The following is a 19,679-nucleotide window of genomic DNA, read 5'->3' on the forward strand; positions in this document are numbered from 1 at the left end:
GTGACATTCATTTTGTTTCACGGCTCAAAAAGCAGCTCAATACCTGGTTTGAGGTCTGGCTGTCGGAATGCCACCAGAACAAGCCGCACGCGGCGCTGAGCGGCGATCAAACACCGGAAATTGCCTATCGGAGCGATACCAAGGCGCTTCGACTCGTGGACGCGGAGCTGTTGGCTAGCGCCTTTCTGCACAGCGAGAATCGTAAAGTCGACAAGGCCGGGTGCATCAGCTTCATGGGTAAGAAATACGAAGTCGGCTTGCTATTCATCGGACGAATCCAGAACTGGTAATGTGAAATAAAATACGGTCTCGACGCCGGGCTCACTTCGAGCTCCGATGGATCCGCCGTGGTCTTCGATAATTTGTTTGCAAATGGCAAGCCCAAGCCCAGAGCCTCCGAGCTTGCTGGAACGGGACTTGTCGCCACGATAAAAGCGGTCAAAAATAAAGGGCAGATCTGAGTCGGCTATGCCCGTCCCGTTGTCAGCTATCGAGATTTGAATATAGTTGCCTATAACTGTTGTTGCAATGGTAATTCTGGTTTCTTGTCCGGCATACTTAGCTGCATTGCTCACCAAGTTATCGAATACCTGTGTAATACGGCTGCGGTCTGCTTTGATCGGCAAGGCATGGAAAGGCCTGTTGACGATCAGGCTGGCTGAGTGATCCATAAACTCCAGTTCCATAGGTCTTACAATGTCTTCCAGAAGCTCCTGGCTGTTCTCCAGTTCATAATGCATAGGCAGCTGGCCAGATTCCAGCTGAGAGAATTGGAACAAATCCTCGATCAGCCCGTCCAGTTTGTACGTCTTGTCTTTAATAACGGCGAGATAGCGGGCATGCTTCTCCTTGTCATGCACGATGCCGTCCTGCAAGCCTTCCACGTAGCCTTTAATAGAACTGATCGGCGTGCGCAAATCGTGTGAGATGCTTGTGATGAGCTCTTTGCGCGCCTGCTCGGACAAGCGCTGTTTGTTCAGCGATTCCTGCAGCTTCGAGCGCATCAGCTCGAAAGCGGTGCTGAAGCGTCCCATTTCATTATTTCTATGATAAGTTATCTGAAAGTCCAAATCGCCCCGCATAATTTTGTCTGCCGAGGCACTTAATTCCTTCAATGGATCAAGGATGTCCCGTGAGATGATTTTGGCCAGCAGCACAGCGAAAACCACTAGCGCCATGATCAGGCCAGCAATCACAATCATTATATTTGTGTACATGGCCGTTCGGGTGCCAGGCTGTACGGAATCAATAGAACCGAATAAGCTCAGTATAAGGAATGGCACAATGGAAACTACGGTTAAAGAGGTAATCAGTTTGAAACGCAGTCCTGTTTTCATCGTTCGCTCCCATCCAGCTTATAGCCAATTCCCCAGACCGTTTTGATAAAAGCAGGTACAGAGGGATCTAATTCAATTTTCTCTCTGATCTTCTTGATGTGCACGGTAATCGTGTTCATATCGCCGTACTGGTCATATCCCCACACACCTGCAAAAATCTGCTCACGCGTAAACACCTGATTCGGATGACGAGCAAAAAAAAGAAGGACCTCAAATTCTTTGGCAGAAAAATGAACGGGATTGTTTCTGACGATAACCTCGTATGCCTTGGAGTGAATTTCCAATTCTTTGAAGCTAATAACATCCGACTGTTCTGGCGGCCTTGACAGCTGGTTGCTTCTTCTTAATTGCGCCTTCACTCTGGCGACAACTTCACTGGGACTAAAGGGCTTCACCACATAATCGTCCGCGCCAAGACCGAGGCTTAGAATTTTGTCCGTGTCGCTTTTTTTAGCGCTTAGCATGATGATGGGGACGGAAGATTCGGCCCGGATCATTCGGCAAATCTCCATGCCGCTGAGGCTTGGAAGCATAATGTCCAGAATAACCAATTGGGGCTGCAGCTGTCTGAACAGGAGGAGAGCCTCCTGGCCATCCCCGATCAGCGCAACTTCGAATTGCTCTTCCTCCAAATAATCCTTCAGCAGCTCGGCAATTTCTTGCTCGTCCTCCACGATCAGTATGTTTGTGCCCTTCATGCAAACCACCCTCTTTGTGTATGGATCTCTCCTTATCATAAAAGATAGCGGTGTCGAAGTAAAACAGATCCATTATTTCTCGACCCCTATGAGTGTGGAAAGTAACAGCACAGTAGCAATGACAATAAGTCCAATATAAATCATGCGTTTGACCAATGCGTTCACCTCCCTGCTTCCCCTTATCTGAACTACTTAATCTCTTTCCTTTGAAAAACAAGCATGCCCCAAACCGCAAATACAGCAAAAGTTAAGATAGCTATGCCGATAGAAAGCAGAATCGCTTCGCCGGTCATTTGATATTCAAAGGACTGGAGAAACAGCTTGAACACGGAGTGGTCATAAAAGGTTTTGTAGACCGGGATACGGCCTGCCAGGGATTCGGAAATCGTATCGAAGAAAAGAAAGAACAGCAGCGAAATTCCAATCGTCGCACCAGCTTCTGTGAAATAAATCCCCAGTACAGCTACGATAGCAGCAAAGGCCGCAGCGAACAGAACGGTTAAAGAGAGCGTCCGGAACAAGTATTCGGCGGCGGCGACTTCCGTCAAACTGCCAAAGCCGTTCAGGATCGTACCCAGCAGGATATAAATGAGCGGACAAAGCAGGGAAAGGAACACAATGCCCAGCGTAAATGCCAGCAGCTTCGCCGTATAAATCCGCTTCCTGGTAAAGCCGGATGAGGACGTCACCTTCATGACACCGGAAGCATACTCCTTGGAGATAAAAAATCCGGCCCAGATCCCCAACGAAATTTTCAGCAATAACTGGTTGACCTGAACAGCATTACTGAAGGACCTCATGCCGGTCATAGGAGGCTTTGCACTGTCCAGAGTAAGGATATGGGTGATAACAAACAAAGCGATCGGTGTAGTGATCATTATGAGCATCAGCATCTGGAATATAGGATCCTTTCGGAGCTTGTACAGTTCAGAGCTAAAGAGATGATTCATGCACACCACCTCCAATCTTCTGGATGAAGTAGCGCTCCAGTTCTTCGCTTACCGGCATAAATTGCTCGATTTCCAGTCCTGAAGCTGACAGCAAGGAAGAGATGGTGCCCGGGCGTTCATTCGGATCATATAATCGGATGGAGTCGTCGGCCATTCTATCGATTCTGGCTGCTGCAAGCTGATTTCGGAGCAAGGCCTCAGCCTGATCAGCATTATTGACCTTGATGTGCAGATATTGGCGGCACTTCCCGTTCAGCTCTTCTGCGGTCAATTGCTCGAGCAGCCGTCCCTGGTGAATAATGCCGTAATGAGTGGCCAGCAAATGGAGTTCACTTAGAATATGGCTGGAGATCAGGATGGTCATGCCGGTTTCCTGGTTAAGCTTCGTCAGCAGCTGCCTCATTTCCATGACGCCAATCGGATCAAGCCCGTTGGTCGGCTCGTCGAGAATAAGAAACTCCGGATCTCCCAGCAGGGCAATGGCCAGACCAAGGCGCTGCTTCATACCGAGGGAGAAATCCTTGGCCGGCTTGCGGCCTGTATCCCGCAGGCCGACGATGTCCAGTGCAGCTTCGATGCTGGTCCGGCTGGCAATACCTTTTTGGAGCCGGCGGACCTCCATATTCTCCCATGCTGTCATGTGGGGAAACAGTGCAGGATTCTCAATGGTTACACCCATGCGCTTGCGGGCCTGGACAATGCCGCTGTCAGAGCTTCTTCCGAACAGCTCAATGCTGCCGGAGCTGGGGGATGCCAGACCTGAGACAATTCGCATCAGCGTCGACTTGCCGGCGCCATTTTGCCCCATAAAACCGTAGATACTGCCCTTGCGAATCGACAGGTTTACTTGATCGAGAGCGGTGTGAGTGGCATATTGCTTGGTCAATTGCCGGGTTTGCAGTACATAATCCTCCACTTGCAGGTATCGCCTCCACTTCTTTTTACGCTATAGACTCGCTATAACTTTCCTAATCATAAACGCCAATTATGAATGGACGACTTCGAAAAAATAAACAAAGAACAGGGATTTTATTAAAGTTTGATAAACAAGTCATTGGCTTTGTTGTGGTTGTCGTGGGATTAGTTTTGTGCACAACAAAAACCGCCAGGATTAAGTTTCCTGACGGTCTTTCTCAATATTAGAAAGTTTAAATGCCTCACAGCGCTAAAGTATATAGCAGGGGTTACCCTTGGGAAAGAGCAGTCCGTAGCAGTCCGCATCTACTGAATGGAGGAGTGTGTGCTTCACTTAACGATGTTTTTCATCATTAAAGGAAGTGTTTCCAGGTCAATCAGTCACTTTAATGATGATTTTCATCGCTAAAAGAGGCCAGATGGCCTCTCTAGATAGATAAAAGGGATTTTAAGATGTTTTTCATCGTTAAAGTAAGGATGTGGAGCGGACCTTAGGCTTTTAACGATGAAAATCATCGTTAAATCGCAGATCCTGTAGATCCTCACAGATCCTTTCGGTTGCGCGCGCTGGCGGCGTGTTATTCAGGCACAGCGGCTTGGACTGCGGGGAAATCTCTTCCAATCCAGAGAAAAACCCTTGCTGGAAGTAAGTTGGAGCCTGAGAAAACATCCATTACCTCCCAAGCACTGGCGTCACGAACATGCACCTCAAAGGACGCCACAAGGCGTTTTCCTCAGTGATATGGAATCCAGCTCATTCGCCGGCCTGGCGAACAGAGCCCATAAACAAAATCGAGGAAGTACGTTTATCGTGAATGGCAAAAAAGAAGGGCCGGTTGACTTCCATCTCAAAGGATGCTGCAGGAGGCTCGGCCGAGGCTGCTTTCGCTTCAATACTGGTCACAGCAGCTGCTTCGGTTCCTTTTTCCTGAACATCGATATAGGATTTGTGTTTAACCTCTTGGATGAACACATTATCAGATAGTGAGATCATAGCGCTGAAATCGGCTTGTTGGCGATCAAATGCGCGTTCCATACCGAGAGCTTTCAGGGTGTCATTCAAGGTTAACTCATATTCCATTTGAAAGCGGGGCAATCGCAGCTCACCCATTGCGGGCTTCATGGACCCTAGCCATGTATTCCAATTGTCAGGTGTCAACTGTTTAAGAAATTCTTCTAGTGTAGTCTCTTTATCTGGGAGAAATACAAGCATGCTGAGGTCATTTCCAACGTATGGAATTCGTACAGCTTGAAAGCCGGCACTCTCGCCGCTGCCTTCGTTCTCCAAGTAATCATATTTGCTTTTGCTAAACATCATTTGAACCTCAGACTTAGATTGATCCGGCCCAGTAAATGTTTTGGCCTCAGTAGCTGTCTCATTAAAGGGTACGGCCCAATTGGCATTGAAATAAATTGCGTTCAATAAAAATAAAATGGCATCTCTGTCTATTGGTTTCTCGATAATCTTGTCGATCTTTCCTTCCGTATGCTTCCGTACCCAGTTGTTGATTTGGTCCGCTGCTTCGGGAGCCTGCAAATTCAAGGAATTGATTTCAGCGCGATAATAATCTTTGTTTAATTGTTTGAAATCCTTGTTGAAGCTTAAGTCTTCTTTCGCCCACAGGGAGTTGGCAATCGCTAAGCGGATTTCTTTACCGCTGTGTGTGAGCAGGTCCAACATGACCTCATAGCCATGATTTCGCTCCTTGGCATCTATTCCTTGGAGGTGCAAAACCTTCTCCATAGCTTCGAGCGTTGCCCCGCTTGCTCCATTTGCAGTCATCGCTAAAGCAGTGGCAATACTGACGGGCGACAAAAAGTCGTTCTTCGCATCAGGGTCAGCCTGGGTCTTCTGAATTTCGCGATACAAATCAAAAGCGAAGGCAAGATGTGCCTCAGAGATTCGGGAATCAAAATCCTTCACAGTGAATTTGGATAATTCTACAGCAGCGTCATTGTTTGTAATAGGGCTGACCTCGCCTTCTTTTTCATTTAATTTTGCTTTCATGGAGCCACAGCCCGTTGCGAGCAGCAGGACGGATAGCCCTAGCATCATAATGAACCAACTGATTCCACCTGTTTTTCCCATGGGTTATTGTTCCTTTCTTATGCTTGGTTCTTTCATTGACGGGAACAAGGAGGGGGAAGTTGCAAAAGGGTTTGGAAAAATCCTTTATTTAGGTAAATTCACAATGGTTAGGAGTGAGAAATTAGGAGTGAGGAATGAGCTAGTGAGATGTGAGAAGTGAGAAGTGTAGGATTACCCAAATCTAACAAGAGAGAATAAGAGGATTAAAAAAAAGCAATAAGCGTAGTCCGACTTAACCGCGCTTAATGCTTCTGTTTGATTCATTTATTTGTATAATACTTTATCTACATTATATTTTGCCTTGAATTCATTAATGATATAGGTTTCATAAATTTCTCTATGAACGGGGTCCTCAATTAGACAAACATCAATTTTAGTGACTTCGTTTCTGTTCATTTTGATCGCGGATACTGTATCTTCAAAATGTTTTTTAATTCTTGGTCTTAGCTTCCTTGCTTTGCCGACGAACAATAGTTCATCCTTGTCATTGTAAAACATAAAAATTCCACCCATATCTCTAGGAATAAGGTGAAAATCCGTAAATCCATAAATATTGCTTAGCTCTGGAGCATCTTGTTTGGTTATGCTAACATGTGGTGCTGGTACGGTTATGCTTATCACTTTAGCTCACTTCCTCTTTCCATATAGGAGTAAATACTATCACAAATTCATGCGTAAAACCACCAGTAAAACTACCTTTGGAATAGGCAGCTTTAACATTCGCTTAGGGGCGCAAGGGGCTGCGCGGATCATAATTACGGACACTGTACCCCCTATTTGGATAAAAAGGAGCCTATTTCCCCAGCCTGGTGATTAACCTAAATGTTTATTTCCAATACGCTCAACCTGCTATGGGAACAAAAAAGATGTAAAAGTACATCATTTTTGGACCTGAAAGAACCCGCCAAAGGTAATTCCTGCAAATCTGCAGGATTTTAGGCGACTTTTGTCCGTTTGAGCGCTCCAAGTGACTATTTTCCTGCACAATTGCAGCAATTCTCGGTCCATACCCGATTTAAGGTGAAAAATCCTGCACTTTCGTAGGTTTTACTTCCGGTATATACTTTATATAGAAGAAAGATTTGAGCAAATGAGATGTTATTCATGCAAAGGAGGGGGAAGAAGTATAGAACCGGAGAATCAGCTCCATGGCTCACTGTTAAAACGATTCAGCGACGATATTCCCGATACGGAGTGGCAGTGGTTTTTAACGCAATTGCAAAGGCAAAAGCTAGGTAAAAATGATTATTTCATTCGTTCGGGAGAGCATGCGCGATCCATTGCTTTTTGTGTGGAGGGGCTGTTCAGATTTTATTATGACTCGGAACAGGGGAAAGAAGTCAATAAAAGTTTTTGTGGCAGGGGGGAATTCGTGGCCGCTTTCAGCGCGCTTTTGCTTAAGGTGCCATCCTCCTTGCATATTCAGGCGTTGGAAGACAGCGATCTGCTGATTGTATCCTATGATGTTTTTGTATCGCTGTATGAAAGACATATTTGCTGGGAGCGCCTCAAAAATAGGCTGGTGGAAAAGCTATTCATCAAGAAAGAGCAGCGTGAAAAGGAGCTTCTTCTTTGCTCGGCAGAACAACGGTATCATATATTTGTGGAGGAATATCCTGAGCTGCATGAGCGAATTCCACAGTATCACATTGCTTCCTACCTCGGTATTACACCAGTTGCTTTAAGCCGAATTCGCCGCCGTATGAACCTGGGTTAATGAGAAGAGGAGCCCTTTGCCTTATAGTTGTGACATATTCAACTTTAGGGGGAGAGACGGCGATGAGAACTTCAGGTCAAACGATATTAATTACAGGCGGGTCTGCAGGAATAGGATTAGCGCTAAGCAAAAGATTCATAACGAGCGGGAACCGGGTTATCGTTGTGGGACGGGATCCGCACAAATTAGTTCGTTTAAAACAGGATTTTCCGCAAATCGAAACCATCACCTGCGAGCTTGGCAACAGAGTACAGCGCCAGCAGCTTGTCCAGACTCTCAAGAATCAATATTCCGATTTGAGTGTAGTTATTAACAATGCGGGCGTTCAGTACAATTACTCTTTTCTTGAGGAACAGGATCCGAAAATTATTGAGGAAATTGAAATCAATCTGACTGCCCCTATCGAGCTGTGCTACAAGCTGCTCCCTATGCTTAAAGCAAAGGAGGAGGCAGCTATAGTTAATATTTCATCTGGATTAGCGCTGGTCCCCAAAACCTCTGCAGCTGTGTATTGCGGGACTAAAGCCGGACTTCATCTGTTTAGTAAGGTGTTCCGCAACCAGTTGGAAGGCACTTCTGTGCGTGTGTTTGAAGTGCTCCCGGCAGTTGTTGATACCGAAATGACGCGGGGAAGAGGGACGAACAAAATGTCCCCAGACCAGCTTGTCGATGAATTTATGCCTGCTTTTGCGAAAAACCAGTACGAAATTTCGATTGGAAAAGTGAAGCTGCTTAAATGGATGCTGCGGATTGCTCCGGGCTTCGCGGACCGCCTGTTTAAGCGGTCTTGAATTAAGATTACACAATCGCAGGTTCTCTCGCTCTATAGCGAATTTCCTCATTCAAATTGAAAGTTAAAAGCACATGACATATAATAAAAATGATATAATCTATCTATAAATTGTTAGCTTAATAACATTATTGGTTAATAACTTATAACTAGGATCCGCATGACGTGCTCGTGCGGGTTTTTAATTTCCCCCGCTACTACTAGGGGTTCCTCACTAGAGTTGGAGGCTGACAGCATGTTTATACGCAAAGTGAAAATAGCAGGAACAGGCATAGGGTTACCAAAAACGAAGATTAGTGATAGAGAGATGGATCATAGATTAGGCTTGCGGGAAGGCTGGGTTCGAAAAAAATCAAGCGTGGTTTCACGATATTTCATAGAGCATGAGACAGCATCGCAGCTAGGGGCCAAGGCAGCGTATGCAGCGCTTGAAGCCGCTGGTTTAACTTTTAAAGATATGGATTGTCTCGTGTGTGCAAGCGGAACGATGGAGCAGCCGATTCCTTGTACAGCCTCTCTGATTCAAGAAGCGATGGGAGAGGGAGAGTCAGGCGTTCCATCTTTTGACATTAATTCAACCTGCCTTAGCTTTGTCACCGGCCTGGATGTTATGTCCTATATGGTTGATGCCGGGAGATATCGCCGTGTGCTGCTGGTTTCAACAGAGGTCGCCTCCAAAGGGCTGAATTGGAAGCAGAAGGAAAGCGCCGCTTTATTCGGTGACGGGGCAGCGGCGGCTGTTATTGAACAGGCCGGTGCCCGCGAGTCCTCGCGAATTCTCCACGCAGCAATGGAAACTTATAGCGTAGGAGCCAGGCTCTCGGAAATACGTGGTGGCGGAAGCCGCTTGCATGCTAGTGAATACAGCGAGGAAAGAGCGGATGACTATTTGTTCGATATGCAGGGGGAGGCCATTTTCCGGATGGCGTCAAAGCTGCTGCCTGGTTTTTTGAACAAGATTCTTGAGGCAACCGGGACGGATATTCGCGATTTTAAGCTCGTAATTCCCCATCAAGGCAGCGCATTGGCGATGAAGCTGCTAAGCAGGAAGCTGGGTATCTCGGAAGAACAGCTTATGTTTACTACACCAGAGTACGGAAATACGATAGCTTCATCCATTCCCATTGGCCTGCACGAAGCGATTAGGCAGCAAAGAATCGAGCGGGGCGATCGTGTCCTCTTGCTCGGTACTTCGGCCGGGTTATCGTTGGGAGGCGTAGTGCTTGATTATTGAGCCAGGCATGGCAGCGGCGGGCACTTCAAGCAGCCCAAGCAGCCGTGAGCGCGAGGCTGCTGGCAGCAGGAAGGTGCTTATCACCGGCGGCAGGGCGCCGGCTGCACTGGAGCTGGCGCGGCTGATCGCCGCTGCGGGCTGGCAGGTATATGCTGCGGAGAGCGCAGCCCATCACCTGTGCCGCGTATCGCGGGCGGTCACCCGCAGCTTTGCCGTGCCAAGTCCGGCCAAGGACGTGGCCGGCTTTGTTGCTGCGCTCGCGGACATTGTGCAGCGGGAAGGCATCGAGCTGCTGATTCCGACGTGCGAGGAAATCTTTTATGTGTCGGCAGGACTGGAGCGGCTTGGCCGCTTGTGCCAGGTGTTTGCCCCGCCGCTGCAGCAGCTGCGGATGCTGCACAGCAAGTGGGAGTTCATCCGCCGTGCGGAGGAGCTGGGGCTTACGGTGCCTGCAACGAGGCTGATCCGTTCTCCGCAGGAGTGGGCCGAGGTGGCCGCGGCTGGAACGGCGACGAAGGTAAAGGCAATGGCCAAGGATTCAGGGACGACTGCGAAGGCAATGGAGACATTGGCAGTAGAGGAAGCGGCAATGGAGGCAGCCGTGGCAGCTGATGCTGAAACTGGCAGAGCAGCTTCGTTCGAGGGCGGATATGTGTTAAAGCCGGAGTTTTCAAGGTTTGCTTCGAAGGTCCGGTTTATGAATAAGGATACGAAGACAAAACGGAAGCCGATGTTGAAGTTGAAATCGAAGTCGAAGTCGAAGTCGAATCCTCTGCTGGACGGCCTGCCCGAGGCAGAATTTTCATGGGTGGCGCAGCAGTTTGTACGGGGACGAAGCATCTGCACGTACAGTGTTGTTCAGGATGGCCAGCTTGCTGCTCATGCGGCTTACGAAACCAAGTATTCTGCTGGTGGAGGCGCGTGTATTTATTTTGAACCGCTTTTTCACCAGCAGGTGCTGGATTGGGTCAGACGGTTTGTCCAGATGGAGCGGTTTACCGGACAAATTGCCTTTGATTTCATCGAGACGGAGGAAGGTCAGGTTTATGCCATTGAATGCAATCCCCGGGCTACAAGCGGGATTCATCTGTTTCGCCCAGAGGATGGGCTGGCTCAAGCATTTATGCAGTCCGGTATGTCAGATGGATCTGATGTGTATGATCGGTTTGAGTCTGCCAAGCCTGACAAGGTTGCTAAAGACTTCATCGAGCCGCAGCCAGGCATCCGGAGAATGTTATCACTGCCGATGCTGGCCTACGGGATGAGCGGGATCCGTTCTTGGCGGGAGCTGCTGCAGCGGGTCAAACAGTACGCGGCTGCCCAGGATGCTGTTTTTCGCTGGAACGATCCGCGACCTTGCTTCGAGCAGCTTTTGATGCTTCGGGAGCTCTGGAAAATAGCTTCATCGAAAAGAATAACCTTGATGGAAGCCTCCACGTTGGACATCGAATGGAATGGAGAGCCGTTATGAAAGCATTAGTTACCGGAGGGACAGGGTTCCTGGGCCAGCGGTTAGCAATAAGGCTGCAGCAGGCAGGCTGGGACGTTACCGCAATGGGGAGACAGGCTGCTATCGGAAATAAGCTGGAGACAGCAGGTATTCATTTTTTACAAGTGGATTTGAGAGACAAGGAAGGCATAGCTGCGGCTTGTGCCGGGCAGAATGCTGTCTTTCACTGCGGCGGATTATCAGCGCCATGGGGAGCGTACCGTTCCTTCTATGAGAGCAATGTTATAGGAACAGAGCATGTTATTGCAGGCTGTATACGCCATCAAGTGGAGCGTCTTGTTCATGTATCCTCACCAAGCGTGTATTTCCGCACTGCCCATCGGTTGAATGTGCATGAATCGGCTCAACTTCCCAGCAGGCAGGCAAGTTCTTATGCGGCTACCAAAAGATTGGCCGAGATCGCGGTACAGCGGGCTTGTGCCGAAGGGCTGCAGGGTGTCATGATCCGGCCGCGGGCCATTTTTGGACCGGGAGATACCTCTTTGGTACCGAGACTGATTCAAGCTAACGCCACACGGGGAATTCCCCTGATTAGCGGTGGCAGTGCGCTTATTGATTTGACTTACGTAGAAAATGTCGTGGATGCGCTGCTGCTTTGCCAGAGCGCACCTGCTTATATAGTTGGGCGTATGTATAATATTTCAAATGACGAACCCATGTCTTTTGCAGAAGCTGTGAGCAGGCTGTTTGGCAAGCTGGGTATACCGGTTCATGCCAAGCGGCTGCCTTTTGCCGCTGCATATGGAGCAGCAGCAGCTATGGAGCTTGCAGCTAAGGTATTGCCTGGTGATCGGGAGCCCTTGCTGACCCGGGCAATGACCGGGATGCTTGGGCGCAGCCAGACACTGGACATTCGTGCTGCACGTGAAGAGCTGGGCTATACGCCGCAGGTTAGCGTTGAGGCGGGAATGGATGCCTATGCCCAGTGGTGGAAGATGGAGAGGAAGGCACAATGAGCTATAAGAGACAGAACGACATCAGCGAGGGAGCTTCTATGAGCAAGGATGCGCCCAAAGTAAAGCTTCAATTGTTTGAAGCTGGTTATTGCAAGCATCCAGAGTGGGTAACTATGCAGGGAGGGTCGCTGAAGGCGTACCGGATTCCGGCGATTTTTGCTTGCATTGAGCATCCGGAGGCTGGCTATATTTTATTTGACACCGGGTATGCGGGCCGGTTTCTTCAAGCAACGGACCGTCTGCCTAACCGTCTGTACCGCTGGATCACACCTGTGTCTTTTCAGGAAGGGGATAGTGCGGCACAGCGGCTGCTTGCCCGGGGAATTTTGCCGGAGCAGATTGGCAAAATCATCATTTCACACTTTCATGCTGATCATATAGCAGGGCTCAGAGATTTTCCCGCTGCAGAGCTTCATTATGCACCTAATGCTTATGAAGCGGTTCGCCACCTCAGCGGGCTTCCCGCACTTCGCCGGGCGTTTCTCCCGGAGCTGCTGCCCGAGAATTTCGAGGAGCGTTCCCGTCCGCTGCGTGAGGAGCAGGAGGTCGAACTGCCGCTGAATGTTCCTTTTACTTCGGCTAATGACATTCTTGGTGACGGCAGCCTGCTGGCCGTTGACTTGCCTGGCCATGCGGATGGGCAGATTGGACTGTTCTTATCGACGGAGAGGCATCAATACTTACTCTGCGCTGACGCGGCCTGGTCTAGCCGTGCGTACCGGGAGAAGCTGCCGCCGAATAAGCTCGCAAGCCTTATTATGCCTGATTCCGAGGCGTATGCGGACAGCTTTCAACGGCTTGTTATTTTACATGAGCGTTATCCTGATTTGCGCATTGTGCCGTCGCATTGTCCTGAGGTATGGGCTGATTGGATATTAGGTGGTGAGCCACTTTAATGTGGACCGATAATCTGCGTATTATGTATCAATATGGGCTAACCCGGCATGGACGGCGCTTCCGAAGTCGTGAGGAGCTCGGGCGTTGGCAGGAGAGAAGGCTGCTGCACCATTTGGAAAAGGTAAGGAAAGGCTCACCATTTTACAAGGAGTTATGGGGAAGTCGCCCGGTTACGGATTGGCGTGATTTTCCGATGATCGATAAAAGCCTGATGATGGCTCATTTCGACCAGCTCAATACGGCGGGTATCCGCAAGGAGGATGCCTTCGCATTGGCGTTGGAGGCGGAGAGAACACGTGAATTCACGCCACAAATCGGCGGCATGACCATTGGTTTGTCTTCCGGTACTTCGGGCAATCGCGGGCTGTTTCTCATTAGTCCTGCGGAGCGAATGGCATGGGCGGGGGCGATTCTCGCCAAGGTTCTTCCAGGCTCCCTGTTTGCGCGGCATAGCATTGCTTTTTTCCTGCGGGCGAATAGTAATTTGTATGGTACTGTGGGAAGCAGAAGGCTGCGGTTCGAATTTTATGATCTGCTTGATTCCATGGAACAGCATCTTAGCTGCTTGAATGAACAGAAGCCTAGCTTGCTTGTAGCGCCTCCATCCATGCTTCGTTTGCTAGCCGAGCAGCAGAGACAGGGCCGTTTAAGGATTCATCCAGAGCGGATCTTATCGGTAGCTGAGGTGCTTGATCCGCTGGATAAGCGTTATGTGGAGGAGGCCTTCGGCCAGCCGGTTCATCAGGTGTATCAGTGTACGGAAGGGCTGCTTGCTGCGACCTGTTCGCACGGAACGCTGCATCTTAATGAAGACATTGTATACATTCAAAAAGAATACGTGGATCACAGCCTGCGAAAATTCGTGCCGATCATTACTGATTTTTCCCGATATGCGCAGCCGATTGTCCGTTATCGCTTAAATGACCTGCTGACGGAGCGGGAGCAAGCCTGCTCTTGCGGGTCGCCTTTTACAGCTATCGAAATGATAGAAGGGCGCTGCGATGATGTGTATTATTTCCCTGCTGTTTCTGGAAGCCAATGGATACCCGTATTCCCGGATTTTATTTCCCGTGCCATTATTGCTGCTTCCGGTGAAGTGGAGGCCTATCATGCCGTTCTTCATGCAGCGGACAGGCTGGAAATATCGCTGCAGGTGAAGGCTGATGAGCGTGCTGGTGCACAAACGGCAATTGCAGGGGCTTTGGAGGTGTTGTGCGCCCGTGTCGGGTGCAGGATGCCTAGGCTGGAATTCACATCTTATCAGCCGCAGGTTTCTGGCGGGCGCAAGCTGCGGCGTGTAGAAAGCCGGGCTGGACGTTAGTATCGAAAATGGTAGTGGAAATCGTATAGAAAATCGGCTCAACCTAATAATCAGTGCTTGACAGTCAAGCTAACCTTCGAGGCGGTTAAATGCTGCGAAAATGCCAGCTTTATAGCGGCCCGGTACTTGTCATAGCTATTTTCATATCGGCAAGGGTGGGTAACTCGTACACACGTACACACGTACACACGTACACACGTACACACGTACGCTAAAGGTCACTTCAGTCCGTTAGAAGCGGACATGCAGCGAAATGAGATTGTAACGGTCACTTTTGTCCCTTACCGGCTGAAAAGGGAGCGATTGTAGGGAAAACCGCCTTCTAAGGGTCGCGGATGTCCGTAAGAATCGTGAAAATGTAAAAATCAGCCTCTAAAGGTCAGCGGTGACTGCTAGAGACAGGTCCTTTCCATTTCTGAGGATATCTTCCGTCGCTATGATATACGGATTTTGCATCGGTCTATTCCTCTTTTGTTGTTGGGTAGGACTTTCAACCGTACAGGATTGGCAGATATTTTTCCAGTTTTAGCTATCCATTCATTTGATATAGAAAAGAGGACGTCCAACTGATGCACAGGATTCAATTATATGATAAGGATTCCATTGGTGGAATGAGCTGGCCGGACACTGAGGATGGCTCCTATGCGAAGCGCTATTTGCTTCCGCTGCTTGAGCATCCGACGGAAGCGATCATCCCAAATGTGTCTACCTCTCTACATGTGCTGCGGCTGAGCTCATGCGTGCTTCCGATTACCGTTAATGAAAAAGAGTACGCAAACTCCTACGTCTGCTCTCCTTACACCCACTATGTCAGCTACGCCAAACAGGAATTATATTTGCTGAAATCCCGGCCTGCTGAGGTGCTGCTGTCAGGTTTGCTTGATGCTGTCGGTCTGCTGCTGAAAGCCACCCGGTTCAACAAGGCTGTACATATCAACAACTGGCTGCTTTCCACGAATCTATTCCCGGACCTTCAAGAGCTTCCGGAGCAAGAGGTTGAGGATGCAGTCGCTCAATTGCTAGCCTCCTTTCCTCAGCATACTTTGATCATGCGATCATTGAACCGGGTAACGAGCGGGGCGCTGATGGACGTGTTGGAGAAAATCGGGTTTCGCTTCGTGCCGAGCCGTCAGGTATATATGTTTAACCCCTCAGAGGGCGGGGGAATGAACGCTAAAGCACGTTGGTTGATGAAAAGGGACCATGCTCTGCTGGAGAAGCATCAGTATGAGGTGTTGGGACCGGAAGAGCTGGGCGAGGAGGATGTTCCACGGCTGGCAGAGCTGTATCGCAAGCTTTATTTAGACAAGCATTCTTATTGCAACCCGCAGTTTGGCGAGCGCTTTTTCTCATTCGCGCTGCGGGAGAAGCTGCTGCAGTTCCATGCCCTGCGCCACCGTGATTCGGGGAGGCTTGATGCGGTGCTTGGTTATTTTTGCCGCAGCGGGGTTATGACGACCCCCATTTTTGGATACGATACATCACTTTCCCAGGAAATTGGTTTATACCGCATGCTGTCGTCTGTACTGATTGGGATCGCCCGGAGTAACGGTCACTTGCTGCACGAAAGCTCGGGCGCGGCGCAGTTCAAACGGAATCGTGGCGCAGTGGCCGCAATGGAGTACAGTGCCGTATATGATCGTCATCTTGCGCCTCACAGACGAATAGGCTGGAGTCTGCTGCAGCAGGTGCTGGACCGCATCGGCGTACCCTTAATGGAGAAGTATAAGCTTTAACAAGCTGCCGTGTAGTCTGCGTAACCATTTACCGGAATATTGTGAATGAATGCAGAGAAAACATGAATTGTCAGGCTGTGAGAATCCAAGTAATATGTAAAATAGGGATAATCAAGTGAACATAAATAGAAATGAAAGCGCTAACATTGAGGAGGAAGCACGATTCGAAGCATGCTGCATAATCTCAGATGGCGTCGGTGGCGCTTAATTCACAAATTGATTTTGTTTTATATGCCGTTGATTGTATTGCCTGTTGTGCTCGGCATGTATTTTGTCACGTCCAATTTTAACGGTACAAGCAAAGGAATTATGCAGCAAAATACAGAGGATCTGCTGGATCTTGTAGTAGAAAAGCTGGATCAAGAGTTTCACAGTTTTGAGAATTTGAGTTTGCAGTTTTTTGTTGACACAGATCTGGGCAGATTGTTGCAGGAGAATGCCCCTACATATTTGCAAAGTGCAAAACTTAAAAGCGATCTGGATAAACGGGTACAAATATTACTAGGCTCCTTCAGACCCTATATTTCAAGCGCGATTCTGACATGGGGAAATAACCAGTACGTTTTTGGACGAAAAGATCCGCACATATTGAGTGGAGAGTATGCCAAGTTCGTTAGCAATATCGAAGAAGGTGAGGGCAGCGTTTCATGGGAGCTAGAGGCGTCGAATGAGTCGGGGAAACGTGTGATATTGCTGGGTCGGGATATCAATCATATGGAGCGGTTTCATAAAATTGCCGAGCTTATTTTTGTTATTGATCCGGATACGTTTATGCGCACACTGGAAGAAACCAAGATCAGCAAGAACGCGGTATTCGAGCTTTATTCGGCGGGCGGGAATCTGATCTTGAGCACAGGCAAGTGGAATCCTTCCGACAAGGACAAGTATTTGATCACTGAAGTCAGAAGTCACCGTTATGATTGGACTTTGAAGACGATGATTCCTCTTCAGCAGCTGCATGATCAAATCGAAAGAACCATTTATATCTCTATTATAGTCACTATACTATGCGTACTGCTTGGCCTAGGAGTTACGCAGCTCATTGTGATGGATATCGTCATTCCAATCAAAAAACTGATGATGAATATGAAGCAAGGTGTAAGAGGCGTGGAGCCGCTGCGCTTGAAAAAATTTCGCGGCGCGCAAGAAGTAACCAAGCTGAATGACACTTTTATTTCCGTCTTGCTGGAGATTCATCAGCTTAACCATGAGGTAATGGCTACACAGCAGAAAAAACAGGCTGCAGAAGTCAGAGCTTTGCAAAATCAGCTGACGCCTCATTTTCTGTACAATACGTTAAATTCCATTCGCTGGATGGCGATTATTCAAAAGCAGGACAATATCAAGGAGATGGCAGATTCACTGTCCAGCCTGTTAGCGTATTCCATTCGCGACCCGGGTCAACGGGTTACGATTCAGGATGAAATAAATATTCTTTACGATTATATTAAAATTCAAAAGGTTCGCTATCAGGATTTCATATTAATTGTAGATATCCCAGAGTCCTTCTATGATCTTCATATGTTGAAATTTTTACTCCAGCCGATCATAGAGAATGCAGTCATGCATGGTATCTCTGAAGCCAGCCGAAGTGGAGAAATCAAATTGCATGCTTATAAAGAACTTAATGAATTGCATATTGTTGTATCTGATAACGGCTGCGGGATGAGTGAAGACAGGCTGGAGCAGATTCGAGACTTATTACATAGCGGAAAAGAAAGCAACCATTTGGGGTTAAAGAACATTCATGAACGAATTCAGCTGCATTACGGGAAGAAGTATGGGCTGCAAATCGAAAGTGATTTTGACGAGGGAACCCGGGTGGAATTGGTGTTGCCATGGATGTAATTCGCATCGCGTGCTGGGACCTTTGAGCTGTGAGTTGTGAGCTGTGTGCGGTGGGAAAACAAAGGATGGGGAGAATCACAGGATGAGAACAATCGTGATCGTAGATGATGAAAAGCTGGTCAGAGTTGGCTTGCAATCGATTATGAACTGGGAGCAAAATGGCTACGAGGTTATCGGCGTGTATAGAAACGGAGAGGAGGCCTGGGAAGCAATCCAGGGGCGATGCCCTGATATTGTCCTGACAGACATTCGTATGCCCAAAATGGATGGAATGGCCCTGATAGCTCTCTTGAAACAGCATTATGCACATGTCAATGTAATCATTTTAAGCAGCTACGAGGACTTTGAGTATACACGTAAAGCGATACAGATGAATGTGAAGGATTATTTGGTCAAACATGAATTGGAAGCGGAAGAGCTTGTGAGGGTGCTGAATAATCTGGATTACCCGCTGCAGAAGCATGCATCAGAGCCGGCTTCTTTGCAGATACAGGAAAAACAGAAGCTTTTGCTGCTGACCAGGCAGCCTGAGCACAAAGCCTGGCATAACGGAGCATTCCTGCAAAACGAAATTCCGATGATAGCGCAGCATTTCAACACTGCAGACGAGCAGCAGATTTTCTTTTGGTTTTCTTTTCGGGTGCTTCCGAATAAGCATGCTGATCTGGAGCATGAATGGAAAGCATTATCTGCGCTGCTGGACGAAGCTTTTGCAAGGTTTCATGCCTGTTTCATTGGTTGTGAGGCAGGGACCTACGTGGGTTTTATTCAGATGTCTGACCAGACATTGCCGGTGGTTAAAGGGGAAGTAGGCAAAATTACGGATGAAGTGCTGCGCAGCGCCAAAAATATTTTAAATATGGAGCTTTATTGCGGCTTGAGCGGCGCTTTCACACAATTGAAAGGCTTGCCTGAAGGAAGAAGTGAAGCGACAAAAGCGCTGGAAGGCTTTTTTTATCAGGGAAAGGGTGTGTATTGGTATGATGAGGCATCCCAGACAAGGAGCTTTTCGGAGGCGGAATGGATTGGATTGTACCGTCAAGTGAAGCAAATCCTGTGGAATGAACAATTTGATCAATTGTACCTTTGGATAGAGCAGCAATCCGATACCATTTTGCCTGAAATGAACATAGACGAGGCGATAAGGTTTGCGCAAATGATAGCGCAGCGGTTGATCGATTATTTACTGGAAAGATACCAGGTGGATCTCATCCATCAGAACAAGGATTTTCCTGTCGTATATGAACTGTTTCTGCAGCTCCATCATGCCAATTCATATGGGGAGCTGTCTCGCCTGCTGATTCAAGTGCTGCAAGCCGGTCAAGCTGTTATCCGGGAGTTGAAGGAGAAGAAAGGCTGGATTAAGAAAACATGCGAATATATCGAAGATAACTTCAATCAGCCCTTGCGTCTGGAAGAGATTGCCCGCCGGGTTAATTTCAGTGAAAACTACTTTAGTCAACGATTTCGCCAGGAGACGGGCTATTCCTTCTCCGATTATTTAATGAATTACAGGATTGAGAAGGCCAAAGAGCTGTTCTTGCTCGATCAGCTGTCAACAGAAGAGGTGGCTGAGCAGGTAGGATATGCCAATACGAATTATTTCACACGGGTATTCAAGAAGATCACGGGCATGACGATTTCTGACTATAAACGGAGAAAGTGAATACGATCTGAAAAT

General features: G+C 48.2%; 16 protein-coding genes and 1 pseudogene. 11 read left to right on the plus strand and 6 right to left on the minus strand.

The annotated features are described in order from the left end of the window. Nucleotides 1–29 precede the first annotated feature (29 nt). Nucleotides 30–275: pseudogene (locus J2Z66_RS23255) on the plus strand (transposase); the annotation flags it as partial. Here J2Z66_RS23255 and J2Z66_RS23260 read toward each other — a convergent pair. From J2Z66_RS23260 to J2Z66_RS23285, 6 genes are all read right to left on the minus strand, one after another. Then, nucleotides 261–1,337 carry a sensor histidine kinase gene (locus J2Z66_RS23260; protein ID WP_209974860.1) on the minus strand — a complete coding sequence of 359 codons (1,077 nt, stop codon included), beginning with the start codon at nucleotides 1,335–1,337 and terminating at the stop codon, nucleotides 261–263. The pseudogene J2Z66_RS23255 and the gene J2Z66_RS23260 sit on opposite strands and share 15 nt — an antisense overlap. Then, entirely contained in the window at nucleotides 1,334–2,035 is a 702-nt protein-coding gene (locus J2Z66_RS23265; protein ID WP_209974862.1) for a response regulator, read from the minus strand. The genes J2Z66_RS23260 and J2Z66_RS23265 overlap by 4 nt, the downstream gene beginning before the upstream one ends. Nucleotides 2,036–2,223: 188 nt before the next feature. Then, nucleotides 2,224–2,985 carry an ABC transporter permease gene (locus tag J2Z66_RS23270; protein WP_209974864.1) on the minus strand — a complete coding sequence of 254 codons (762 nt, stop codon included), beginning with the start codon at nucleotides 2,983–2,985 and terminating at the stop codon, nucleotides 2,224–2,226. Continuing rightward, nucleotides 2,969–3,901 (minus strand): ABC transporter ATP-binding protein, encoded by a 933-nt coding sequence (locus J2Z66_RS23275; RefSeq protein WP_209974866.1) that lies wholly within the window; start codon nucleotides 3,899–3,901, stop codon nucleotides 2,969–2,971. The genes J2Z66_RS23270 and J2Z66_RS23275 overlap by 17 nt, the downstream gene beginning before the upstream one ends. A gap of 753 nt (nucleotides 3,902–4,654) precedes the next feature. After that, nucleotides 4,655–5,989, minus strand: coding sequence for a serpin family protein (locus J2Z66_RS23280; protein WP_209974868.1), 1,335 nt, complete (start codon nucleotides 5,987–5,989; stop codon nucleotides 4,655–4,657). A gap of 264 nt (nucleotides 5,990–6,253) precedes the next feature. Beyond that, nucleotides 6,254–6,610 carry a nucleotide excision repair endonuclease gene (locus J2Z66_RS23285; RefSeq protein ID WP_209974870.1) on the minus strand — a complete coding sequence of 119 codons (357 nt, stop codon included), beginning with the start codon at nucleotides 6,608–6,610 and terminating at the stop codon, nucleotides 6,254–6,256. A 469-nt stretch (nucleotides 6,611–7,079) separates the two neighbouring features. On the opposite strand from J2Z66_RS23285, the gene J2Z66_RS23290 reads away from it, so the two are divergent. From J2Z66_RS23290 to J2Z66_RS23335, 10 genes are all read left to right on the plus strand, one after another. Next, complete coding sequence (locus tag J2Z66_RS23290) at nucleotides 7,080–7,706, plus strand: Crp/Fnr family transcriptional regulator (RefSeq protein WP_209974872.1); 627 nt, start codon at nucleotides 7,080–7,082, stop codon at nucleotides 7,704–7,706. A gap of 62 nt (nucleotides 7,707–7,768) precedes the next feature. Continuing rightward, on the plus strand, nucleotides 7,769–8,497 hold the full coding sequence (locus J2Z66_RS23295) for an SDR family oxidoreductase (protein WP_209974874.1): 729 nt from the start codon (nucleotides 7,769–7,771) through the stop codon (nucleotides 8,495–8,497). 234 nt (nucleotides 8,498–8,731) lie between these two features. Next, a complete protein-coding gene (locus tag J2Z66_RS23300; protein WP_209974876.1) occupies nucleotides 8,732–9,730 on the plus strand; it encodes a beta-ketoacyl-ACP synthase III in 999 nt (332 codons plus the stop codon). Next, nucleotides 9,720–11,201, plus strand: coding sequence for an ATP-grasp domain-containing protein (locus tag J2Z66_RS23305; RefSeq protein WP_209974878.1), 1,482 nt, complete (start codon nucleotides 9,720–9,722; stop codon nucleotides 11,199–11,201). Before J2Z66_RS23300 ends, J2Z66_RS23305 begins: the two co-directional genes overlap by 11 nt. Continuing rightward, nucleotides 11,198–12,196 carry an NAD-dependent epimerase/dehydratase family protein gene (locus J2Z66_RS23310; RefSeq protein ID WP_209974880.1) on the plus strand — a complete coding sequence of 333 codons (999 nt, stop codon included), beginning with the start codon at nucleotides 11,198–11,200 and terminating at the stop codon, nucleotides 12,194–12,196. Before J2Z66_RS23305 ends, J2Z66_RS23310 begins: the two co-directional genes overlap by 4 nt. Beyond that, nucleotides 12,193–13,092, plus strand: coding sequence for an MBL fold metallo-hydrolase (locus J2Z66_RS23315; protein ID WP_245375767.1), 900 nt, complete (start codon nucleotides 12,193–12,195; stop codon nucleotides 13,090–13,092). The genes J2Z66_RS23310 and J2Z66_RS23315 overlap by 4 nt, the downstream gene beginning before the upstream one ends. Beyond that, nucleotides 13,092–14,414, plus strand: coding sequence for a F390 synthetase-related protein (locus J2Z66_RS23320; protein WP_209974882.1), 1,323 nt, complete (start codon nucleotides 13,092–13,094; stop codon nucleotides 14,412–14,414). The genes J2Z66_RS23315 and J2Z66_RS23320 overlap by 1 nt, the downstream gene beginning before the upstream one ends. 569 nt (nucleotides 14,415–14,983) lie before the next feature. Continuing rightward, the gene (locus tag J2Z66_RS23325) at nucleotides 14,984–16,150 is read left to right on the plus strand and encodes a GNAT family N-acetyltransferase (protein WP_209974884.1); all 1,167 of its coding nucleotides are present in this window, start codon (nucleotides 14,984–14,986) and stop codon (nucleotides 16,148–16,150) included. A gap of 171 nt (nucleotides 16,151–16,321) precedes the next feature. After that, complete coding sequence (locus J2Z66_RS23330; protein WP_209974886.1) at nucleotides 16,322–17,998, plus strand: sensor histidine kinase; 1,677 nt, start codon at nucleotides 16,322–16,324, stop codon at nucleotides 17,996–17,998. Nucleotides 17,999–18,080: 82 nt separating this feature from the next. After that, entirely contained in the window at nucleotides 18,081–19,664 is a 1,584-nt protein-coding gene (locus tag J2Z66_RS23335; RefSeq protein WP_209974888.1) for a response regulator, read from the plus strand. Nucleotides 19,665–19,679 lie beyond the last annotated feature (15 nt).

Origin of the sequence: Paenibacillus eucommiae (assembly GCF_017874215.1) — a bacterium.
Lineage (GTDB): Bacteria > Bacillota > Bacilli > Paenibacillales > NBRC-103111 > Paenibacillus_AI > Paenibacillus_AI eucommiae.

Excerpts from the sequence above, each read along its gene's own strand:
- J2Z66_RS23260 (WP_209974860.1), bottom strand. The coding sequence starts at position 1,337 with ATGAAAACAGGACTGCGTTTCAAACTGATTACCTCTTTAACCGTAGTT.
- J2Z66_RS23265 (WP_209974862.1), bottom strand. The coding sequence starts at position 2,035 with ATGAAGGGCACAAACATACTGATCGTGGAGGACGAGCAAGAAATTGCC.
- J2Z66_RS23270 (WP_209974864.1), bottom strand. The coding sequence starts at position 2,985 with ATGAATCATCTCTTTAGCTCTGAACTGTACAAGCTCCGAAAGGATCCT.
- J2Z66_RS23280 (WP_209974868.1), bottom strand. The coding sequence starts at position 5,989 with ATGGGAAAAACAGGTGGAATCAGTTGGTTCATTATGATGCTAGGGCTA.
- J2Z66_RS23290 (WP_209974872.1), top strand. The coding sequence starts at position 7,080 with ATGAGATGTTATTCATGCAAAGGAGGGGGAAGAAGTATAGAACCGGAG.
- J2Z66_RS23295 (WP_209974874.1), top strand. The coding sequence starts at position 7,769 with ATGAGAACTTCAGGTCAAACGATATTAATTACAGGCGGGTCTGCAGGA.
- J2Z66_RS23300 (WP_209974876.1), top strand. The coding sequence starts at position 8,732 with ATGTTTATACGCAAAGTGAAAATAGCAGGAACAGGCATAGGGTTACCA.
- J2Z66_RS23310 (WP_209974880.1), top strand. The coding sequence starts at position 11,198 with ATGAAAGCATTAGTTACCGGAGGGACAGGGTTCCTGGGCCAGCGGTTA.
- J2Z66_RS23315 (WP_245375767.1), top strand. The coding sequence starts at position 12,193 with ATGAGCTATAAGAGACAGAACGACATCAGCGAGGGAGCTTCTATGAGC.
- J2Z66_RS23320 (WP_209974882.1), top strand. The coding sequence starts at position 13,092 with ATGTGGACCGATAATCTGCGTATTATGTATCAATATGGGCTAACCCGG.
- J2Z66_RS23325 (WP_209974884.1), top strand. The coding sequence starts at position 14,984 with ATGCACAGGATTCAATTATATGATAAGGATTCCATTGGTGGAATGAGC.
- J2Z66_RS23330 (WP_209974886.1), top strand. The coding sequence starts at position 16,322 with ATGCTGCATAATCTCAGATGGCGTCGGTGGCGCTTAATTCACAAATTG.
- J2Z66_RS23335 (WP_209974888.1), top strand. The coding sequence starts at position 18,081 with ATGAGAACAATCGTGATCGTAGATGATGAAAAGCTGGTCAGAGTTGGC.